The following is a 19576-nucleotide window of genomic DNA, read 5'->3' on the forward strand; positions in this document are numbered from 1 at the left end:
TACGTCCCGAGGTCGGTAGACGTTACGTCCCGAGATGGTGGTGTCTGGTGCGCCGGTTGGACGTTAACAACGCTACTTAACGGCCTGCTGTATACCTCCCAGCCCTTCAGCAGACCGTTAACAGGCGTTGTTAACCCCGAAGTGGCGTAGCAGGCGGCGATGTGGCGTAGCAGACGACCCCGCTGCCGGGCGCCGCGCCGGAGGCTGCCACCGCCCCGCAACGCTGAATCGCCCCGAACACGGCCACCTGCCTCCACTTGGGTCCAACTCCGCGGCGCTCTCAGACGGTCCAAGTACACAACCGCGGCCCAGCTGACAATGCCTACGGCTGGCACCCCGCCACACGCCGACCCACACCGCAACATTTGCGGTGACACCCCCAAAGAAACGCACTCCCGGACACGCGCTAGTAGCTGCACGACGGCGTCGCCAGGAATACGGCGAAATGCGCAGTCCCGGGGTATACACACGATCAACGCGTGCATACCCCGGGACGAAACCGGAAACCGTCAGCTTCGGCTCAGGCAGGCATTGTGCGCCGTGTCCGCCCCGAGCCTCCGCTACCGCTTCGGCTCAGACAGGCATTGTGCGCCGTGCCCGCCCCGAGCCTCCGCTACCGCTTCGGCTCAGGCCTTGAAACGCGGGAAGGCGCTGGCGCCGGCGTAGACAGCGTCCTCGCCGAGGGCCTCCTCGATGCGCAGCAGCTGGTTGTACTTGTTGATGCGCTCGCCACGGGCCGGAGCACCGGTCTTGATCTGGCCGGAGTTGGTGGCAACCGCCAGGTCGGCGATCGTGACGTCCTCGGTCTCGCCGGAGCGGTGCGAGGTCATCGTCTTGTAGCCGGCGCGGTGCGCCATCTCCACGGCCTCCAGCGTCTCGGTCAGAGAACCGATCTGGTTGACCTTGACCAGCAGGGCGTTGGCCGCACCGAGCTCGATACCCTTGGCCAGACGCTCCGGGTTGGTGACAAAGAAGTCGTCACCAACCAGCTGGACGCGGTCGCCGATCTTGTCCGTCAGCGCCTTCCAGTCGTCCCACTCGTCCTCGGACAGCGGGTCCTCAATGGAGACGATCGGGAAATCGGTGATGAGCTTCTCGTAGTAGTCAACCATGTAGGCGTTGTCGCGGGCCTCGCCCTCGAACTGGTAGGTCTTGGTCTCGGCGTCGAAGAACTCCGTGGAGGCAACGTCCATGGCCAGGGCCACATCCTTGCCGGGCGTGTAGCCGGCCTTCTCGATCGCCTCGACGATCAGCTCCAGGGCCTCACGGTTGGAGTCGAGGTTAGGAGCGAAACCGCCCTCGTCGCCCAGACCGGTGGACAGCCCGCGTCCCTTCACGACGGCCTTGAGCGAGTGGTAGACCTCAGCGCCCATGCGCAGCGCCTCACGGAAGGTGGGGGCGCCGATCGGGGCGATCATGAACTCCTGGATGTCCACGTTGGAGTCCGCGTGAGAACCACCGTTCATGATGTTCATCATGGGGACAGGCAGGGTGTGGGCGTTGGGGCCACCGATGTACTGGTACAGGTCCAGGCCGGCGGAGTCGGCGGAGGCGGCCGCAGCAGCGAGGGACACGCCGAGGATGGCGTTTGCGCCGAGCTTGCCCTTGTTGGGAGTGCCGTCCAGCTCGATCATGAGGCGGTCGAGACCGCGCTGGTCGGCGGCGTCGTAGCCGATGATCTCCGGGGCGATGGTGTCGTTGACGTTGGCGACCGCCTTCTCGACGCCCTTGCCGAGGTAACGGCCCTTGTCGCCGTCGCGGAGCTCGACGGCCTCGAATGCGCCGGTGGAGGCGCCGGAGGGGACGGCGGCGCGGGCGGAAGAGCCGTCCTCCAGGAGGATCTCGACCTCGAGGGTCGGGTTGCCGCGGGAGTCTAGGATCTCGCGCGCGTGAACGTTCTCGATGAGGGCCACTTGATGCTCCTTGCTGAAGTTGTGTTGCCTGGGGACAGGCACATGCGAGGCCAGCCTAGCGGCCCGCGCCGTTCACCACGAGTGCATTGCCCCGGTCAGTTCGAAACTTGTTCACGCCGGGCGAGACAGGGCCGGGTGACGACGGCGTCCCCCAGTCCTCCTCGACGTCGCCCCACCATCCCCGACAGCCGGGGACTCACCCTGCCCCGGCATCAGCCTCAGCCCAGCTGCAGCTGGGTGTCGTCCTGCAGCAGCCAGCCCCCATCACCCTGATAGCGCGGCGCGGCCTCGACGCTGATGCCGTTCCACAGCTCCTGATACCGGGCGCCGACAGCCTCCTGGTCCTCCAGCGTGTTGATCAGCAAAGCGAGTTTCTGGTAGCGGAAGGCCCCGACTGCGGCCGGCGAGTAGTCGACGTCGACCGCTACCTGCTGCAGCTCCTCCAGCGCCTCAGCATCCGTCACCGCGACCCCGAACTCGGCTCCGAGCTGCTCGATCACCGGCAGATCGATAAGCGCGTTAGCCACATAGACCGCGCTGTACCCCTGATCGCCTGCAACGGCGGAGTACTCACCGAGTTCCTCGGCGGCGTCCTGCACCTCCTGCTCGGAGATCGCGACCGTGCGCGAGACGCCGTCGGCGTCGGTGTAGTTCACGATCGCGACCTGCCCCGGGTGGGCGGAACAGCCGGCGAGGGCGCCGACGCCGAGCAGCAGAGCGGCGCCGGCTCCGAGTAGGCGGGTGGGCAGGGCGGGGCGGGCGGCGTATCGGGTCACGGTCTGCTCCTTGCTAGGTCGACGTCGGTGAGGAGTCCCGGCGCAACGGGCGGGCTCCGAAGCGGTGGTGAGTACCGTCACCGGTCCCGGACGCTGCACACGACAGTTCGTCACCATACGCCCCTATGCCGCCGAGGCGTCGCGGCCGCCCCGCAGCCGGTACCGAACTCGGCACGTAACAAGTGCCGGTCTCGCCACGTAACAAGTGCCGGTCTCGGCACGTAACAAGTGCCGGTTTCGGCACGTTACTAGTGCCGGTCTCAGCGCCGACGGCGGTACTTGGTCGCCTCGGTCTCGTACTCGGCCTCCCCGGCGACGACGGCGTGCAGCAGCACCTCCGCCCAGCGCAGCAGCTCCTCCCCCTCGATGGCGCCGCCGCCCATGCGGGCGGTGCCGGGGGCCGGCACCACAATGGTGCGGGTGGCGGGCTTGAGCACCGTGCCGGGGTACAGGCGGGTGACCTTCATGCGTGCCGACTCGGGCAGACTCACCGGCGCGAAGCGGATCGACTTGCCCTGCGCCACGATCTCCCGCACCCCCAGCTCGGCGGCCAGGGCCCGCAGCCGTGCCAGGGCCGCCAGACGGCGCACCGGCTCGGGCACCGGCCCGTAGCGGTCGGTGAGCTCGTCCAGCACGTCGGCCACGTCCGCCTGGCTGCGGGCGGCCGCGAACTTGGTGTAGGCCTCCAGGCGCAGCCGCTCGTGGGGCACGTACTCCTCGGGGATGGTGGCGTCCACGGGCAGGTCCACCCGCAGCTCCAGGTCCTCATCCTCGGCCGCCTCCGCCGCCGCGCCGCCCGCGTCCCCCACCTGGAGGGACTTCTTGTAGGCGGCGACCGCCTCGGAGACCATGCGTACGTACAGGTCGAAGCCGACCCCGGCGATGTGCCCGGACTGCTCGCCGCCCAGCAGGTTGCCGGCACCGCGGATCTCCAGGTCCTTCATGGCCACCTGCATGCCGGCCCCCAGGTCGGTGTTGGTGGCGATGGTGCGCAGCCGCTCCAGCGCCGTCTCCGTCAGTGGCTTGTCCGCCGGGTACAGGAAGTAGGCGTAGGCGCGTTCCCGGCCGCGCCCCACCCGGCCGCGCAGCTGGTGCAGCTGGGACAGGCCCATGCGGTCTGCCCGGTCCACGATCAGGGTGTTGGCGTTAGACACGTCCAGGCCGGTCTCCACGATGGTGGTGCACACCAGGACGTCGATCTCCTTGTGCCAGAAGTCGTCGATGACCCGCTCCAGCCGGGACTCGTGCATCTGCCCGTGGGCGGTGGCCACGCGCGCCTCCGGCACCAGGTCGGCCAGCCGGGCGGCGACGGACTCGATGTCCTCCACCCGGTTGTGCACGAAGAACACCTGCCCGTCGCGCAGCAGCTCGCGGCGGATGGCGGCGCTGACCTGCTTGGTCTCGTAGGCGCCCACGTAGGTGAGGATGGGGTGGCGGTCCTCCGGCGGGGTGGACAGGGTGGACATCTCCCGCAGGCCGGTCACGGCCATCTCCAGGGTGCGCGGGATGGGGGTGGCGGACATGGACAGCACGTCCACGTCGGTGCGCAGCGCCTTGAGGGTCTCCTTGTGCTCCACGCCAAAGCGCTGCTCCTCATCGATAATCACCAGCCCCAGGTCCTTGAAGCGCACCTGCCCGGTGATCAGCCGGTGAGTGCCGATGACGACGTCGATGGTCCCGTCGGCCAGGCCGGCCAGTACCCGCTCGGACTCGGCGGCGGTCTGGAAGCGGGAGAGCTGGGCGACGTTGATGGGGAAGCCGGCGTAGCGCTCGGTGAAGGTCTCGGCGTGCTGGGACACCAGCAGGGTGGTGGGCACCAGCACCGCCACCTGCTTGCCGTCCTGGACGGCCTTGAAGGCGGCCCGCACGGCGATCTCGGTCTTGCCGTAGCCGACGTCCCCGCAGATGAGCCGGTCCATCGGCTGGGTCTTCTCCATGTCGGCCTTGACGTCGTCAATGGTGGCCAGCTGGTCGGGGGTCTCGGTGTAGGGGAAGGCCTCCTCCAGTTCGGCCTGCCAGGGGGTGTCGGGGCTGAAGGCGTGGCCGGTGGTGGCCGAGCGGGCGGCGTACAGGCGCACCAGCTCCCCGGCGATCTCCCGCACGGCCTTGCGGGCCCGCTGCTTGGTCTTGGCCCAGTCCGCCCCGCCCATGCGGTTCAGGGCGGGGTTGTCGGAGCCGACGTACTTGGTGACCTGGTCCAGGGCGTCGGTGGGCACCAGCAGCCGGTCGCCGGGCTGGCCGCGCTTGGAGGGGGCGTACTCGATGACCACGTACTCGCGGGTGGCCTTCTCCTTGCCCGCGCCCCGCCCGGAGCCGACGTCGCGGCGCAGCAGCTCCACGAACCGGCCGACGCCGTGCTGGGCGTGCACCACCAGGTCGCCGGGGTGCAGGGAGAGGGGGTCCACGCTCTTGCGGGTGCGGCGGGCGGGCAGGGTCTTGGCGGAGCGGGCGGCGGCGGGGGCGCGCCCGGTCAGGTCGGACTCGGCCACCAGGGCCAGGCGCAGGCCCTCGGCGACGAAGCCGTGCCCGGTAGAGGCCTGGGTGACGCGCACGACGCCGTCGGGGGCCTGGTAGGACAGGTCGGCGGCGTCATCCAGGCCGGTGACGATGCGTGCGGGCACGCCGCCGTCGGCCAGCAGCTGGGCCATGCGGCGGCCGGGGCCCGGTCCCTCGGTGGCGACGACGACGCTCCAGCCGCCCCGGGTCAACTCGCCGATGTCCTTCACGGCGGCGTCCAGGCGCCCCCGGTAGCTCTCGGGGTCGCGAAGCGGCAGCTCCAGGGTGTCCGGGGATGCCTTCAGGGACGTGAAGGACCACCAGCCGCGGTTCGTGGACAGGGCCAGGGCACGGGCCTCGGCGAGGTGGGCGAAGGCGGCGGCGGAAAGGTCGATGGGGGCGGTGCCGCCGGAGGCGGCCGAGGTCCAGGCGGCGGCGAGGAACTCCTCGGTGGTGGCCGCCAGGTCCTCGGCGCGCTTGCGCACCTTCTCCGGTTCGGCCAAGACCACGAGCCGCTCCCCCACTAGGTCCAGCAGCGGCACCATGCGCTCGGTCAGGACGGGGGCCAGGGACTCCATGCCCTCCACCGGAATGCCGGCAGCCAGTTTCTCCAGCATGTCGGCGGCGGCGGGGATGACCTCCGCCAGGGCGCGGGCGCGCTCGCGCACCTGCTGAGTGAGCAGCACCTCCCGGCAGGCGGTGGCGGTGACGGCGCCGAGGTCGGCGATGGTGCGCTGGTCGGTGACGGCGAAGGAGGACACGGACTCGATCTCGTCACCGAAGAAGTCCACGCGCACCGGTCGCGGCTGCGTGGGTGGGAAGACGTCGAGGATGCCGCCGCGCACCGCGAACTCGCCGCGAGCGGTGACCATGTCCACCCGGGTGTAGGCGGCCTCGGCCAGGCGGGTGGCGAGCTGCTCCAGGTCGACGCGCATCCCCGGAGCGAGGTGGATCGGCTCCAGCTCCCCCAGGCCGCCGACCACCGGGGCCAGCAGGGCGCGCACGGGCACCACGAGCACGCGGATGGGTCCGCGCCACGGGTCCGGCATCGCGTCGGGGCCGACCGGGTCGCCGTCCTCGGGGTGGGCCAGGCGCCGCAGCACGGCCAGCCGGGTGGCGACGGTGTCGGCGCGCGGGGAGAGCCGCTCATGGGGCAGGGTCTCCCAGGCGGGGAAGACGGCCACGTCGGGGTCGGGCAGGTAGCAGCGCAGGGCGGCGGCCAGCTCCTCTGCCTCCCGGCCGGTGGCAGTGACCACCAGCAGGGGCGTGCCGTCAGCGGGTACTTCGGTTCCCGGGCTCGCTATGCGCCCCGAGGCGTCCGGGCCGCTCCCGGTCGCGCGGGCGATGCCGGCCTCCCCCAGGGCCATGGCAGCCAGGACGGCGGGGCGGGCGCCGGGGGCGACGACGACGCTGCGGTCGGTGCGCGAGCGGCCGGCGGCCCTCGTCACCAGGGCGTCGATGGCGGGGTCGGTCAGCAGCGGGGGCAGGAGGGCAGTCAGACGCACGGTGGGGAGTGTACGAGGCCCGTGCCCCTCCCGCGCTCGCTGCGAGTGGACCGCAGGCCCGTGTCAGCCCCGCCGCGGCCCGGTCCCGGCACCGCCCCGGTCGCGCCCGCCCTGCTTCAGGGACCTGTTCCAGGGCCAGTCGACGGCGAACTTGCGCCGGAGCCGACTGACGGAGCCGCGCAGTTGGCGCCATGAGTCCCGGGGACGTGCCAGCGCCCGCCGCCAGGCTCCGAAGCCGCGCATGCGCGGGGTGTGCAGCCCCATGAGCCGGGCGGCCGTTCGGCGGGGCACCAGGTAGTCCCGGCGCTCGTGCTGGTAGGGCTGGACTTGACGCAAGTCGTCCAGACGCAGCGGAGTCACCGTGATCACGCCCGCCTTCTCCGCCTCCCGGATTATCTCCAGGCCCCGCGGGGTGCGGGCCAGCAGGGCGCTGACGCCCTCTCCGTCCGTGAAGTCCGGGTATCCGTCGGGGGTGGCCCGCCAGAAGTCCGACGCGGTGACATCGGAGTACTCCCCGACGCCGTCGGGGCACAGCCGGCAGCGCCACTGCACGGTTGGCCCCAGGGCCTTGCCCCAGGACTCGGAGTAGGAGGTGCTCACCGTGGTGCCGTCCGCGGCCACGGCGGTGAACTCCCCCGGCCAGCCGTGGCCGCGGTAGCGCATATCGCACAGCGGCAAGTCGCGGTCAGCGCCCGTTCCTGCGAAGAGCTCGTCGAGGAGCCTGTCGGTGGCACGCTGGTCTGGCGTCCCGGCGCAGAAGAAGCTCAGGATGATGGGGCGCTGCCCGCGTTCCCGGCTGAGGCTGCGTATCGCCTGCGCCTCACAGGGCTTACCGATGAACGCTGTCCCGCTGCTGGCCGCATCCGGCGCTGCCGCATTGGCCGCGGGAGCGTAACGGCTGCCGGCAAGGGCGCGTGCCTCCTGCGGGTCCTGAACGCTTACGGACCTGGTGCGGGAGGGATCGGCCTGGTCCTTGCGAGCACCGACCACACGGCAGGCACGTCCCGACTCCAGCAGCCATGACGCGATGGCGGTGAGTACGCCGCCTGAACTGCCCTCATGGCGCATGCCCTCATCGGTGGCGTACGCCTCCCAGGCGCCTAGCACCGGCCCGAAGTCCGGGTCCCAGTGGATACCCGCGCCGCGCTGCGCCTGTATCCGGATACCTGGGCAGGAGGCACGGAATTCTGCCAACTCGGCGGCTCCCGTGCGGGAAACCGCTTCGGGATCTACCACCGGACGCATGAAGCCGTTATGCAGCTGCATGGTGACGCCCTCGAACTGGGCGCACAGGCCGCACCCCGAGCAGTTGAGCGAGTCGACCACGCGGTTAATCTCCGTGGCGATGCTCACGGAACGCAAGGTGCTTCTGGTCATTTTCTGTTCCGAGTCTCTCATCCGAATCGGGGTGCGCAGGAGCGTCAGCGCCTGAGCATCATCCGCGCCATTGTGGCTAGGTCGCGCATGTCGGAGCGGACAACCGGCAGCACCAGCCACAGCAGCGCCATGGCCAGACCCATGCCGGCCACCGCAACCAGGCAGGCCAGGACGGCGGAGGATACGGGGACCACGGCACACAGCCCCCACGCGGCGGCCGTGGCCGCGGCGGACACGGCAAGAATCCGCATCCCGTTCCACACCAGTGGCGCGGTGTCGAGCCCGGAGGCGCGTCCGGACCACAGCAGGGAGACGGGCCAGAGGATCAGCGGGCTGGCCACGTAGGCGTATGCGACACCAAGCGCACCGAACTGCGCCCCCGCGATGATCGCGGCCAGCCGGATCATTGCGGAGAACAGCGTGTAGCGCAGATATGCGCGCCCCAGCGCCCGCGAGGTGTAGATCCAGCCCCCAACCATTGACAGCGTGGTCAGGCCCTCGCCCACCGCAACCAGTCTCATGTACGGGACTACGCTCAGCCAGTGGTCCCCGAGCACCACCGAGACCACCGCCGGGGCTGCGGCCACCACGATGCCCATGGTGAGGAAGACCGGGTAGCCCAGCGCAAGCTGTCCGCGCCGCAGGTAGGCCAGGGTGCGCTCGTCGTCGTCCTGAAGCTTGGCCACAACGGACAGCCCAAGCGTGGTGACTTGGGGGCGGAACTGATTCAGCGGGGTGCGCAGTGTCTGTACTGCGCGGTTGTACAGCCCCAGGGTGCCGGCGCCGAATAGGCGCCCCATGAGGATGGAGTCCAGGTTGGAGGCGAGGTAGGAGACCATCTGGGTGCCTGCCATCTGCACACCAAAACCGAGCAGGGCGCGCATGGGCTCGCGCCGGTCGTACCAGCGCGGCAGCCAGCCCGCGATTATGGGCAGGCAGATGAACGGGACCAGCGCGGTGACAATGCGCTGGACCACCAGTGCCCAGTAGCTCCATCCCCAGGTTGCGGTCAGCGCCCCGAGGGCCAGGGCTGCGGCCGCGGCGGTCAGGTCAACTGCCAGTGCCCGCCCCACCAGGAGCTTGCGATTCAGGTCGGCACGGTACTGGTTGACCATCCCGGCCATGAGGAATGTGGGGGCGATGGCGGCGCAGACCCCGGCCACTGCGGGCTCGTGGTAGAAGCCCGCCAGCAGCGGTGCAATCGCCACCCCGAGCCCGGTGAGGACGAGCCCGGCGGCCGTATTGATCCACCACAGGTTGGAGCGCTGGCCGTGGCTGAGCGTGCGCCCCTGGATGGCTGCCGTGGACAGGCCGAAGTCCTGGAAGATGGCGGCCACACCAACCACGGCCGTGACCATGCCGACCACGCCGTAGGCGCGGTCGTCGAGCAGGCGTGCCAGCACCACGACGTTGCCGAGCTGGAGCAGAATGCGCAGACCCTGCGTCCACACCGTCTGTCCGGCCGCCTTGGCGGCTCGCTTACCCAGACCGGCGCGGTCCCCGCCCGGCGGGTGCGGGCCGATCCCGGGCGGCGAGGCGGGCAGGGGCTGCCGAGGCGGCACGGGCCGCGGGGACGCGGGGGGCTGCTGGGCCCCAGTACGTTCGGCGCATTCAGCACGTTCAGTACGTTCCGAGTCCGCGCCGGTCACAGCAGCTCTCCCAGGGCCCGCGTGAAGCGGCTGAGGTCCCGGTCGGCGCGGTGTCTGACCTCGTGCACGTCCTCGGACAGCCGCGGCGAGGCAACCGCGGCCAGGGCGCGGTCGACGACGTCGTCGGCCTGCAGCTCCACCACGTGGTCCCAGCCGATTCCGGCTAGCAGTGGCGCGAATTTGCGGGAGTACGCCAGGGGGACGGCGGGGGTTCCCATTGACAGGGCGTTCAGGCAGGCATGCATGCGCGAGCCCAGTACCACCCGGGCCGAGCCCACGGCGGCGCGCACCTGGTCCAGGGCATCGGGCCCCTGCGGCACGATGGCCTCCACGTCCCCGAGCTCCCGCCGCAGGTCGGCAAGCGGGTAGCGGTCATTGTCGCCGGCGGAATCGTCGGGGCCGACGACGTGTGCCAGCAGCGTGACGGTACGCCCCTCGGCCTGGAGCCTGCGCGCGAGCGCAAGTATGTCGCGGCGGTAGCGCGCGGCGTCCACGTGCGGGTTGTCATTCCACAGGAGCCCGGAGACGTTGAGCACTACATCCCTGGTGGTCGCCACCGGCGGGTGGTCGATTGCGAAGACCACATCCGTGGACTCCACATCTACCGGGCGCCCCAGCTGCGCCGCGCAGGCGGCCGAGCGCCTGTCCCGGCTGGCTACCAGCCGCGCCTGCTGCAGCGCGCGGCGTGCCAGCACCGTGCCCCGGCGCGTGTTGAAGGGGCCGATGGTCTGCGGGGTGAGCACCAACGGCACCCCCAGGTGGTGCAGGACCTCGGGCACCCGAGACATGCTGCGCAGTCGCTCCAGCCCGTAGATGTCGGCGAAGGAGTCGCCGGAGCGGGTATCCAGCACCAGGTCGAAGGAGGCGAGCCAGTCGAACAGGCCCCGCGCACCGGTGACCCGCTCCTTGAGCAGCCCCCGCCGGCTCATGAACAGGGAGGTGGGCGCGTCGCCGTGGCCGGTGCCCTGGATCTGTACCTCCGCGCCTGGGAACACCTGTGCGGCGAGCGCCCTGGTCCCAACGGCCAACGCCCTGACGCCAAGGTTGGGCTGATCGAGCGAGGCCCAGAGGATCAGAATGCGCATGGGTTCCTTAGTAAGTTTCAATACCGCTTGAATACGGCGGTACCCGGATGAAGGAGTCCAGGCATCCGCAGGGCCGGGCGCCTGTCTCGCAGCGTGCTTAACGATGCTATCTCTTCAGTCACGGCGGTAGGGCATCCAACGCCGCCCCAGTGCGCCCGCGCACATCCCGCGGCCGCGCTCATAAACCCGAACGGCACGCGATTGTGCCGCCTCATCCCGCTTAGCGCCCGCCGCGAGCATCTTCGCCATGCCCCCGGCTACCCGCACACCGCCCCTGGCCAATTGCCGCATTCGAGCCGCAAGCCGCGGTCCGCCCGGGGCCGCGAGGCGAATATCCACCGCGGCCCACGAGTTTCCCGACCAAAACGCGCGCCTACGCACCCACTCGCGCGTAAGCCGCTCGGCCGGCAGCTGATCGGCGACGACGGCCTCGTCGCACCAGACGATCCTGCCGCCCGCCTGCACGAGCTGGCGCGTAAGCAAGGTGTCCTCGCCCCCGGACATGCCGAAGTCCAAGTCGAACCGCAGACCATTACTGCGTAAAAAGGCCATGTCCAGCAGCAGATTGTTGGTTGCCGCCGCGGGCATCAGCGTGCCGGAGGCCCGGCGCCCGTGATTGAACCAGCCGCCCGCCAGGATCCACGAGTCCGGCTGCCGCGAGAAATCCGGAACCACGGGCCCGGCCACTGCCTCCGCCCCCGCTCGCTCCCACTGGGATACCAGGGCCGGCAGCCATCCGGAGCGAGGCCGCTCGTCGTCGTCGATGAAGACGATCGCGTCTTCATCGCATTCCGCCAGCGCCCGGTTACGGGCTGCGGCTATCCCGGGCGCCGGTTCATGCACGTAGCTGACACGGTGCAGGGCACCCGCCGCGCCGGCCGCCACCACCGGGCGGCCGCTGGCGTCGGGGTCGTTGTCTACCACGATCAGCCTGAGCGCCCTGCCGTCGTCAAGCTCCGAAAGCGCAGCGTCCAGTGCTGGTACCACACTGGCTGCGTGTTCGGGCCGCTTATAGGTCAAGACGGCGATCGCCACCGACTTGGGCCGGGTCGTGGCCCCCTGCCCTGGCACGCCCATATCAGACCCCCTTGAAGAACGAGTAGGCACCCGGTTTGGTCAGCGGCCGCTGCACGTGACCGCCTTTCCTGGCCCTCCCGGAGCCGGGCGCTGGCGCAACCTGCGGGTATCCCCGGGAGCCCCGTCGGGAGCGCCTGCCGACGCCGTCGCGCGCCCGCAGCGCCACGCCGACTCCTACGACGAACCACACCACCGTACCTAATTGGGTAATGAACGCCACCGTGAAATACGCGGGCAAGAATGCGACCACAGCAATATCGGCAGGAGTGCCGCGACGCATAACTACCCTGACCAGAACCACCGCCAGCCCCAGCATCAGTAAGCCCACCGGCATCCATCCGAAGCGCAGCGCCATCAGCAGTGCCTGATTGTCAATCGACTTGAAGCCGGCCCACATGACCTCGCCCTGGATCCGGGCGCCCACCGGCGACTGCCCCAGCGGGACGAGCTCACGAACCAGCACGAGCAGCGCACTCCGGTAGTCCGCAGACCGCTCCTGCTCGTTTCCTGCACTCGCAAAGACCGCCAGGATCCGCGGAAGCAGCAGGAGCATCGCCACTACGGCGCCTGCCAGGGTGAGTAGCCGGGCGCGCAGGGGGATGTCGGTGCGCAACAGGGTCAACGACAGCACGAAGGCAGTCACGCAGCAGACTATTCCCGTACGCGACAGGGTTGGCAGGCTTGCTCCCAGCAGCACAGTCATGCCCGCCAGGCGCCATCCGGGCTTCCAGCTGGCCCGCGCCACGAATGGAATACCCGCCGCGAGCGACGACCCGAGCGCAATCGAGTGCCCGAACGCCCCTTCGACGCGCACCATTTGACCGCGGATCTGGTCAATGGCCCACTGGTCGTAGAGCCCATTGGAGAAATGCACGGCCTGGAACGGATTCCAGTGCAAAGCCGCCTCCGCAAGAGCCAGCACCGCGACTACCACCCAGACCAAGCCAAATATCCCGCACAGACTGCGCTCCCCGAGCCTCTCGGAGAGGAGCCGACCAACCATGTATGCGGGCAGCGCGCCGAATACGACGTCACCAAGAACATAGCCCACGGAGCCGCCCACAACCACCGACAGGACCTGGAGCGCGAGCGCCCCCAGGACCACCATGTCCCCCGGCGTCATCCTGAAGGAGAACGCGGGCAGCAGCGCTAGTGCCACGCACATCGCGACGACACTGGCCGGCGGCACATAGGGCTGCACCGGCAGGTATACCCATACCGGCACGAATGCGGTGGCCGCTAGGAACACCAGTGCCCCGACCTGCGGCCTCCGGCCTACCCAGCGCATGAGTAGCGCCACCACGACTGCGGCGAGGACGAGCAGCCCCAGTAGAAGCAGATTTCGCGGCACCGCTACTCCTTGTCCGGGTACGTGGTGGGGCGGACGGCCCTGCTCCGCGGGTTCATGCCACGCTCCCCGCGGAGCCAGGGCGACCTACCCTACCGCTCCCCTGAACACCACAACGGGCTCGCCCGTCGAGACCGTGACTTTTACGTCTACGCGGTCGCGCGCATCGGTCGGAACCGCGAAGACGTAGGTGCCGGTGACGGTTTGTCCCGCGCCCACCTTCGCCGGCAGGTCGTGCGCCTGCTCGGCGGATGTGAAGGACACCGCCGGCGTCTGGTCGTCTCCGTAGGTCAGCTCAACGGAGGCAACCGACAAGTCCACTTCCTCCTCGCCCGCAGTGACGGAGACCTCAACCTCGAGTGCCGGCCCGGAAACCTCCCCGACGCCGCCAGCGACCGCGTCCACCGCCTGCATGGAGGACAGGGATACCTGGGTCCCGGCTGACTCGGCGGTGCCGTCCAGCTCGACCGGATCAGCCTCCGGAAGCACGTATCCGGCGTCCCCCGGCTGCGCAGGGCCGGCGCCGGGCGCGTCGGTCTGAGCCTGACTGGGCTGGCTCGGCGCCGGGCCTGAGGATGCGCCAGGGGACGGCAGCGGGGCGGTGGTGGCGCCGGTCGGCGCCCCGGTGGTGGGGCTCGACGGCGTCGCAGAGGCGCTCTCCGGGGCAGTCCCGCCGATGCTGCAGGCGGACAGCAGCAGCGACAGGGCGAGCGCCGTACCTAGGGCCGTGCGGCTGAGGGAGTTGCCGTGAGCTGTCATGGCTCAGCCCCGCACATCCGCGCGGCGGGCGTTGAACTCACTGAGCTGGAACGTCCCGGTTGTCGAGGTAGCGGAGGCGGAGGTGTACACGCGTATGCCGATCGCACCCGCAGCCTGTAGCTCCTCACTGCTGTCCAGGGCGTTCAGGGACCATCCCTCAGGCTCGACATCGCCGGTCCATACCTTGGCGCTGAGCTGCGTCTCCCCCGTCCCGCTAGCACGCATCCGAATATGGATCGGCTCCCCGGGGCTCCAGTCGCCGACCACGCGCACGCTGTCCAGGGTGCGCTCGCCGGCCCCGGTAACCGCAGTTATGCTCGCCACGTGCACTCCCTTCGCGCTGGAGTGGATCCGCAGGTTGTAGCTGCTCGACCCGCTGGTCCTCGCCGCGAAGGCCGTGTAGATCCCACCGCCCGTCGGCTGCTCGCTGAGCGTGTAGGACGCGGTCAGTTCGGTGGAGTCGGAGGAGACCTCAGCGAGTGCGGCCGTTGCCGTGGAGCCGGCGCGGTTGAGCGCGATCGTGGCGGTCCCGTCGGCCACGGAGAAGCGGCTTGCCGGGTTCACGGTCCAGGTACCTCCGGCTGCCGCGTCTGCCCAACCGTTGGGGGCTGTCCGGTCGAAGTCGTCGGCAGCGATCGTCGGATCTGCCGGACCTATCAGCACCGGTTGCGCGCTGGCAGCAGTCGCTCCGGTGTCGCTGGTGACCGTGAGCCGAATCGTGTAGGTGCCGGTCTCGGCGTAGGTGTGCGCGGCAGTGGCGCCCTCGCTGGTGGTGCCATCACCGAAGTCCCAGCTCCAGGACGCGATCGAGCCGCCCGCCACGGTTGAGCCGGACCCGTCGACGGTTACGACGAAGTCTTGCGTATCCGCTGTGAAGGCCGCCGTAGGGACTGTCGCCTCGTTGAGGCTGTAGTGGGCGGAGACCTCTTCCGCAGAGAGCTGGCTGGGGTACACGGCGGCGCCGTCGACTGCCGCCGCGAGCACCCCGCTGACCGAGCCTCCGGGCCATCCGGACAGCGAGCCCACTCCCAGGGTCCAGTTCCCAAAGAATGACTGGGCACTGGTCACGCTCGCGTCCGCAGCGACTTCCTCGCCGTCGACGTACAGGCGCTGGCCCTGCGGGCCAAGGCTCGCCACCACGTGGTGCCACTTGTTGTCGTTGTAGCTGCGGGGGGACGTGATTACCTTTACGGCGCCGGGGTATACGCCGAAGCGGATGCGGCCGCTCGTATCCATGTACACAATCCGGTCGCGCATGCTTCCAGACGTGTATCCGAAGATTCCGCCGCCCCAGCGGGAGCTCGTGCGCACCCAGGTCTCCACCGTGAAGGTCTGTATGTCACGGTCCGTCACGCTGGAGGTGGCCACGCCCGAGTAGTAGCCGGACAGGGAGACTGCTGCAGATCCGGTCCTGGCGCCCGTAGCGCCCAGGGCGACGCCGCTGGAGATCGTAAGGTCCGCGTTCCCCGCGATGTCCGCAAGCGTGTTGCCCCCAGTCTCATCGAAGGTCCACAGGTGAATCGCCCCGAGGTCCAGGCTGCGCTGATCGTAGGCCGAGACTTCTTGCGCGCCTCCTACCGTAACGGTAACCGGATCGGAGCTCAGGCTGTTGCCCGCCGGATCGGTGACAACCAGCCGGTAGCTGTGCTCTCCGGCGGATGCGCCGCTATCGAGGAGGCTGCGCCCCGAGATGTTCCAGTGCCGGTCGGATACCGTCGTGGACGCGACCGGGGAGGATTCTGCGTCACGATATACGGAGTAGGTCAGCGTGGAGTCGTCGCGGTCCCAGGTGGGGGTGAAGGTGAATGACACCCCGGTGGCTGTGGCCCGCGCCTGGAAGGCCAGGTCCGCGCCGCTTCCCTCGGGCGGGTTGCCATTCGCGGCATCGCGTCTGGCGTAGCGCACTAGGCCCTGCTGCGCGGCCCCATTGGCCCGCACGAATTCTCCCCCCATCAGCAGGTACTGGCCGTCCTCGCTGATCGTGACGTCGTAGGCGGCCTGTCCCATGCCGGTGAAGGTTCCGGCGGTGAGGTCCGGGTACCAGTCGATGATGTCCGGGCTGGTGTAGCCGGTCCAGTTGTAATAACCGCCGGTACCCTGGTAGCGCACCTGGACCTCGCCGCTGTTGGTGAAGGCCATGGCGCGGTAGTACTTCGTGAGAGTCGTCCCGTTCTGCTGCCAGGTGACGTCCGGGAAGCCGTAGATGGTCTCGCAGGAGTGCGCGTGGTTGGTGACGTAGACCTGATCGCCGTCGGGGACGATTCCGTAGGAGTCCCCGTGGCAGGGTTCCACCCAGCTCAGGTTGCCTTCCCAGTCCGCCTTGAATGCGCCTTCGAGCCTACCCTCGGTCTGCCGCTGAGACCAGCCCACGCCGTAGAACCCGGTCTCGTCGACTGCGATGTCATTGAGCGCGGCATTGCGTCCGCCGTTGCGGATGTGGTCGTTGACCGGGGCTGGCAGCAGCGAGCCGTCGGCGGAGCTCAGCAGCGCCAGCCCGTAGCCAGGATTGGAGGAGCCGTTCAGCGTCTGGAACGACCCGGCCGCCACCACCTTGCTGCCGTCCGGCGACACCGCGACGGCATAGACCTGGGAGTTGTCCCCCTCGGCGCTCGGCGCCCAGTCCAGCGTCCCGCCGGTGCCGGCATCGACGGCGGCCAGCTTGGTACGGGCGACGCCGTTCACGGTCTTGAACGCCCCGCCGGCGTAGACGGTCGTCTCCGTGACGGCAATGTCATTAACGGTGGTGGAGAACATGGGCCGGAACGTTGAGATCAGGGTGCCGTGCCCGGCCGTCAGGTCGAACGCGGCGACGCGGCCATGCCATTCACCGTTGACCTTGTCAAATGATCCCGCCACGTAGAGCGTCGTCCTATCGGGGGACAGCGCCAGGGATCGCCCCGCATTGTTGAGCTCGGGAGCAAAATCCTCGATGAGCTCCCCGCTGTTCAGATCATAGGCAAGAATGTTACGGCGCGGCGTCTCATTCCGACCGGCAGCGGCCCCAGCGGGGCGCGCATTGTTGAACTGCCCCACAACATAGACGACATCACCCACGACGAGCTGATCCCAGACCACACCGTCAACCTGAACGGTGGGCAGCGGCTGGGCCGTGAAATTCGACTGGATCCGCCCCGATGCTTGGTCAACCGCAGCTAGGGCCTCATTAGAAACCAGCGCCGGCGTGAGGGCTAGGCACAAGGTGGTCACGACGGCAGCGAGCCCACGGGTGACCCGAGACACGTTCACGATTCCTCCGATTATTAACTGGGAAAGAAATGGCCAGACGGCCACTCGGAGGATATCGGGAGGGAGGGCGCGGTGCGGCGCCGGATCCGGGCCCTGCCGACAACATCACGTTGCAAATAAGCATCATTCAGCACTGTCTAATAACGGTCGGCATGTCGGAGCCCTGCGCCAACCCCCAGTTCGTGACCGCCGTCCGGGCGCAGCCGACCGCGGCGCGAGCCGCGGCTCGCCGGGCTGCGCGTATTCCTACGACTCGAACAGGCTGGTCACCGAGCCGTCGTCGAAGACGGCCTTGATGGCTCGCGCCAGCAGCGGCGCGATCGGCAGCACCGTCAGGGAGTCGAAGCGCTTGCCGGGCGCAATGGGGAGGGTGTCGGTAACCACTACCTCACGGGCGCCGCAGCCGGACAGGCGCTCAACGGCGGGACCGGAGAGCACTCCGTGCGTGGCGGCTACGATCACGTCCTTGGCGCCGGAGGCGAGCAGCACCTGCACCGCCTTGGCTATGGTCCCGCCGGTGTCGATCATGTCATCCACGAGCACGCACGAGCGCCCCTCCACGTCACCGACCACGCGGTTGGCCACGGACTCGTTGGGGCGGGTGACGTCGCGGGTCTTGTGGACGAATGCCAGCGGCGCCCCGCCCAGGGCGTTCGCCCAGCGCTCGGCGACGCGGATACGACCGGCGTCCGGGGAGACCACGGCGGTGGCGGACAGGTCGACGCGCCTGCGGATGTAGTCCACGAGCACCGGCTGGGCCCACAAGTGGTCCCAGGGCCCGTCGAAGAAGCCCTGCTCCTGGCTGGAGTGCAGGTCCACGCTCATGATGCGGTCTGCGCCGGCGGTCTTGCACAGGTCGGCTACCAGCCGGGCGGAAATGGGCTCGCGCCCCAGGTGCTTCTTGTCCTGCCGGGCGTAGGGGTAGAAGGGGGCGACCACGGTGATGCGCTTGGCGGAGGCGCGCTTGAGCGCATCCACCATGATCAGCTGCTCCATGAGCCAGTCATTGACGCGGTCTCCGTGGGACTGCATGACGAACACGTCGCAGCCGCGCACGGACTCGTTGAAGCGCACGTAGGTCTCACCGTTGGCGAAGTCGTAGGCCGTGGAGGACAGTACCTCGGTGCCGAGCTCCGCGGCCACGTCCTGGGCGAGCTGCGGGTGGGCCCGCCCCGAGACGATGACGAGCCGCTTCTCGCCCTTGGTGATGATGCCGGTCATGACGTGGTTCCTCTCTCGTGGCCGGTACAGTCCGGTTTCTGGGCTCGTGGTTCTTGCGCGAGGCGGCGGGACACTCAGGCGGTCGCCCCGGCGGGCGCCGGCTCTCCGCCTAGCAGGGTGAAGGGGGCCACAACGGCTCCCGCCGGGATGTCGGCGTCGGTCAGCACCGAGTAGGGGCCGACGACGGCGCCCTCGCCCACCCGGGTGGAGCCGCGCAGTATGGCGCCCGGCTCCAGGCGGACGTCCCGGGCCAGCTCGACGGTGACGTCCACCCAGGTTCCGGCCGGGTCGACCACGCTGACGCCCTGTTCCATCCAGTTCGCAAGCACACGCCGATTCAGCTCTGCGCCGAGGGCTGCGAGCTGAGCGCGATCGTTGCAGCCCTCGACCAGCCAGTGGTCGGTGACGGGCAGTGCGGAAGTGGCGCGTCCCTCACGGTAGGCGTGGGCTACCACGTCGGTGAGGTAGACCTCCCCCTGATCGTTGTCCGTACCCAGGGTGGTCAGGGCGTGGCGCAGGTGGGCCGCGTCGAACACGTACACGCCAGCGTTGACCTCGCTAACCGCGAGCTGCGCCGGCGTGGCATCGCGCTGCTCGACGATTCCGGTCACGGCGCCGGCGTCATCACGCAGGATGCGCCCGTACCCGGTGGGGTCATCCAGCACAGTGGTGAGGACGGTTACGGCATCGCCGTGCTCGGCGTGCTGACGCACGAGGGCACGCACAGTGGCGGTGTCCAGGAGCGGCACGTCACCGCTGGTAACCACAACCGGGCCAGCCAGGCCATCCGGCAGAGCTGCCAGCCCACAGGCGACGGCGCGGCCCGTACCCGGGATCTCGTCCTGGTCTGCGGGCAGCGCATCCGGGGCGAACTCTGCAAGCTGGGCCACTACGGCATCACGCTGGTGGCGCACCACGACCACCAGGTGCTGCGGTGCGATCCCGCGAGCGGCGACTACTGCGTGCTCCAGCAAGCTGCGCCCTCCGATGCGGTGCAGCACCTTGGGCAGGTTGGAGCGCATACGGGTGCCCTTGCCGGCAGCCATGACGATAACGGCGGCGGGGGAGGTGGAAGCCACGGGTCCTCTTCTCAGTGGAACTCAAGGTGGGTCCAAGGCCGCTGG

12 protein-coding genes are annotated in these 19576 nt (G+C 69.3%); all 12 read right to left on the reverse strand.

Features of this window, described 5'->3' with window-relative positions; genetic code table 11:
• Positions 1 to 626: 626 nt before the first annotated feature.
• The 12 genes from eno to GZ997_RS02665 all read right to left on the reverse strand — a co-directional run bounded on the left by eno (position 627) and on the right by GZ997_RS02665 (position 19531).
• A complete protein-coding gene (eno, locus tag GZ997_RS02610) occupies positions 627 to 1913 on the reverse strand; it encodes a phosphopyruvate hydratase (protein ID WP_161923595.1) in 1287 nt (428 codons plus the stop codon).
• A gap of 218 nt (positions 1914 to 2131) precedes the next feature.
• The gene (locus GZ997_RS02615; RefSeq protein ID WP_162678733.1) at positions 2132 to 2689 is read right to left on the reverse strand and encodes a hypothetical protein; all 558 of its coding nucleotides are present in this window, start codon (positions 2687 to 2689) and stop codon (positions 2132 to 2134) included.
• Positions 2690 to 2949: 260 nt separating this feature from the next.
• Positions 2950 to 6690 (reverse strand): transcription-repair coupling factor, encoded by a 3741-nt coding sequence (gene mfd / locus GZ997_RS02620; protein WP_162678734.1) that lies wholly within the window; start codon positions 6688 to 6690, stop codon positions 2950 to 2952.
• A 63-nt stretch (positions 6691 to 6753) separates the two neighbouring features.
• Entirely contained in the window at positions 6754 to 8043 is a 1290-nt protein-coding gene (locus GZ997_RS02625) for a Coenzyme F420 hydrogenase/dehydrogenase, beta subunit C-terminal domain (protein ID WP_162678735.1), read from the reverse strand.
• A 68-nt stretch (positions 8044 to 8111) separates the two neighbouring features.
• Positions 8112 to 9629, reverse strand: coding sequence for a lipopolysaccharide biosynthesis protein (locus tag GZ997_RS02630; RefSeq protein WP_162678736.1), 1518 nt, complete (start codon positions 9627 to 9629; stop codon positions 8112 to 8114).
• Between the two features lie 83 nt (positions 9630 to 9712).
• On the reverse strand, positions 9713 to 10801 hold the full coding sequence (locus tag GZ997_RS02635; protein WP_162678737.1) for a polysaccharide pyruvyl transferase family protein: 1089 nt from the start codon (positions 10799 to 10801) through the stop codon (positions 9713 to 9715).
• 114 nt (positions 10802 to 10915) lie between these two features.
• A complete protein-coding gene (locus tag GZ997_RS02640; RefSeq protein WP_238994200.1) occupies positions 10916 to 11878 on the reverse strand; it encodes a glycosyltransferase in 963 nt (320 codons plus the stop codon).
• 1 nt (position 11879) lies between these two features.
• Positions 11880 to 13229, reverse strand: a complete 1350-nt coding sequence (locus tag GZ997_RS02645) for a hypothetical protein (RefSeq protein ID WP_162678739.1) — start codon at positions 13227 to 13229, stop codon at positions 11880 to 11882.
• 84 nt (positions 13230 to 13313) lie between these two features.
• Positions 13314 to 13985 carry a hypothetical protein gene (locus GZ997_RS02650; protein WP_162678740.1) on the reverse strand — a complete coding sequence of 224 codons (672 nt, stop codon included), beginning with the start codon at positions 13983 to 13985 and terminating at the stop codon, positions 13314 to 13316.
• Between the two features lie 3 nt (positions 13986 to 13988).
• Positions 13989 to 17231, reverse strand: coding sequence for a PKD domain-containing protein (locus GZ997_RS13000; RefSeq protein WP_162678741.1), 3243 nt, complete (start codon positions 17229 to 17231; stop codon positions 13989 to 13991).
• 246 nt (positions 17232 to 17477) lie between these two features.
• On the reverse strand, positions 17478 to 18452 hold the full coding sequence (locus GZ997_RS02660; protein ID WP_162678742.1) for a ribose-phosphate diphosphokinase: 975 nt from the start codon (positions 18450 to 18452) through the stop codon (positions 17478 to 17480).
• A 74-nt stretch (positions 18453 to 18526) separates the two neighbouring features.
• Positions 18527 to 19531, reverse strand: a complete 1005-nt coding sequence (locus GZ997_RS02665) for an NTP transferase domain-containing protein (RefSeq protein ID WP_162678743.1) — start codon at positions 19529 to 19531, stop codon at positions 18527 to 18529.
• Positions 19532 to 19576: the final 45 nt, after the last annotated feature.

The organism is Actinomyces sp. 565 (genome assembly GCF_010365615.1).
GTDB lineage: Bacteria > Actinomycetota > Actinomycetes > Actinomycetales > Actinomycetaceae > Actinomyces.

What these genes read in the sequence shown, in the direction of transcription:
- GZ997_RS02635 (WP_162678737.1), bottom strand. Translation starts at nt 10,801, where the DNA reads ATGCGCATTCTGATCCTCTGGGCCTCGCTCGATCAGCCCAACCTTGGC.
- GZ997_RS02640 (WP_238994200.1), bottom strand. Translation starts at nt 11,878, where the DNA reads ATGGGCGTGCCAGGGCAGGGGGCCACGACCCGGCCCAAGTCGGTGGCG.
- GZ997_RS02650 (WP_162678740.1), bottom strand. Translation starts at nt 13,985, where the DNA reads ATGACAGCTCACGGCAACTCCCTCAGCCGCACGGCCCTAGGTACGGCG.
- GZ997_RS02660 (WP_162678742.1), bottom strand. Translation starts at nt 18,452, where the DNA reads ATGACCGGCATCATCACCAAGGGCGAGAAGCGGCTCGTCATCGTCTCG.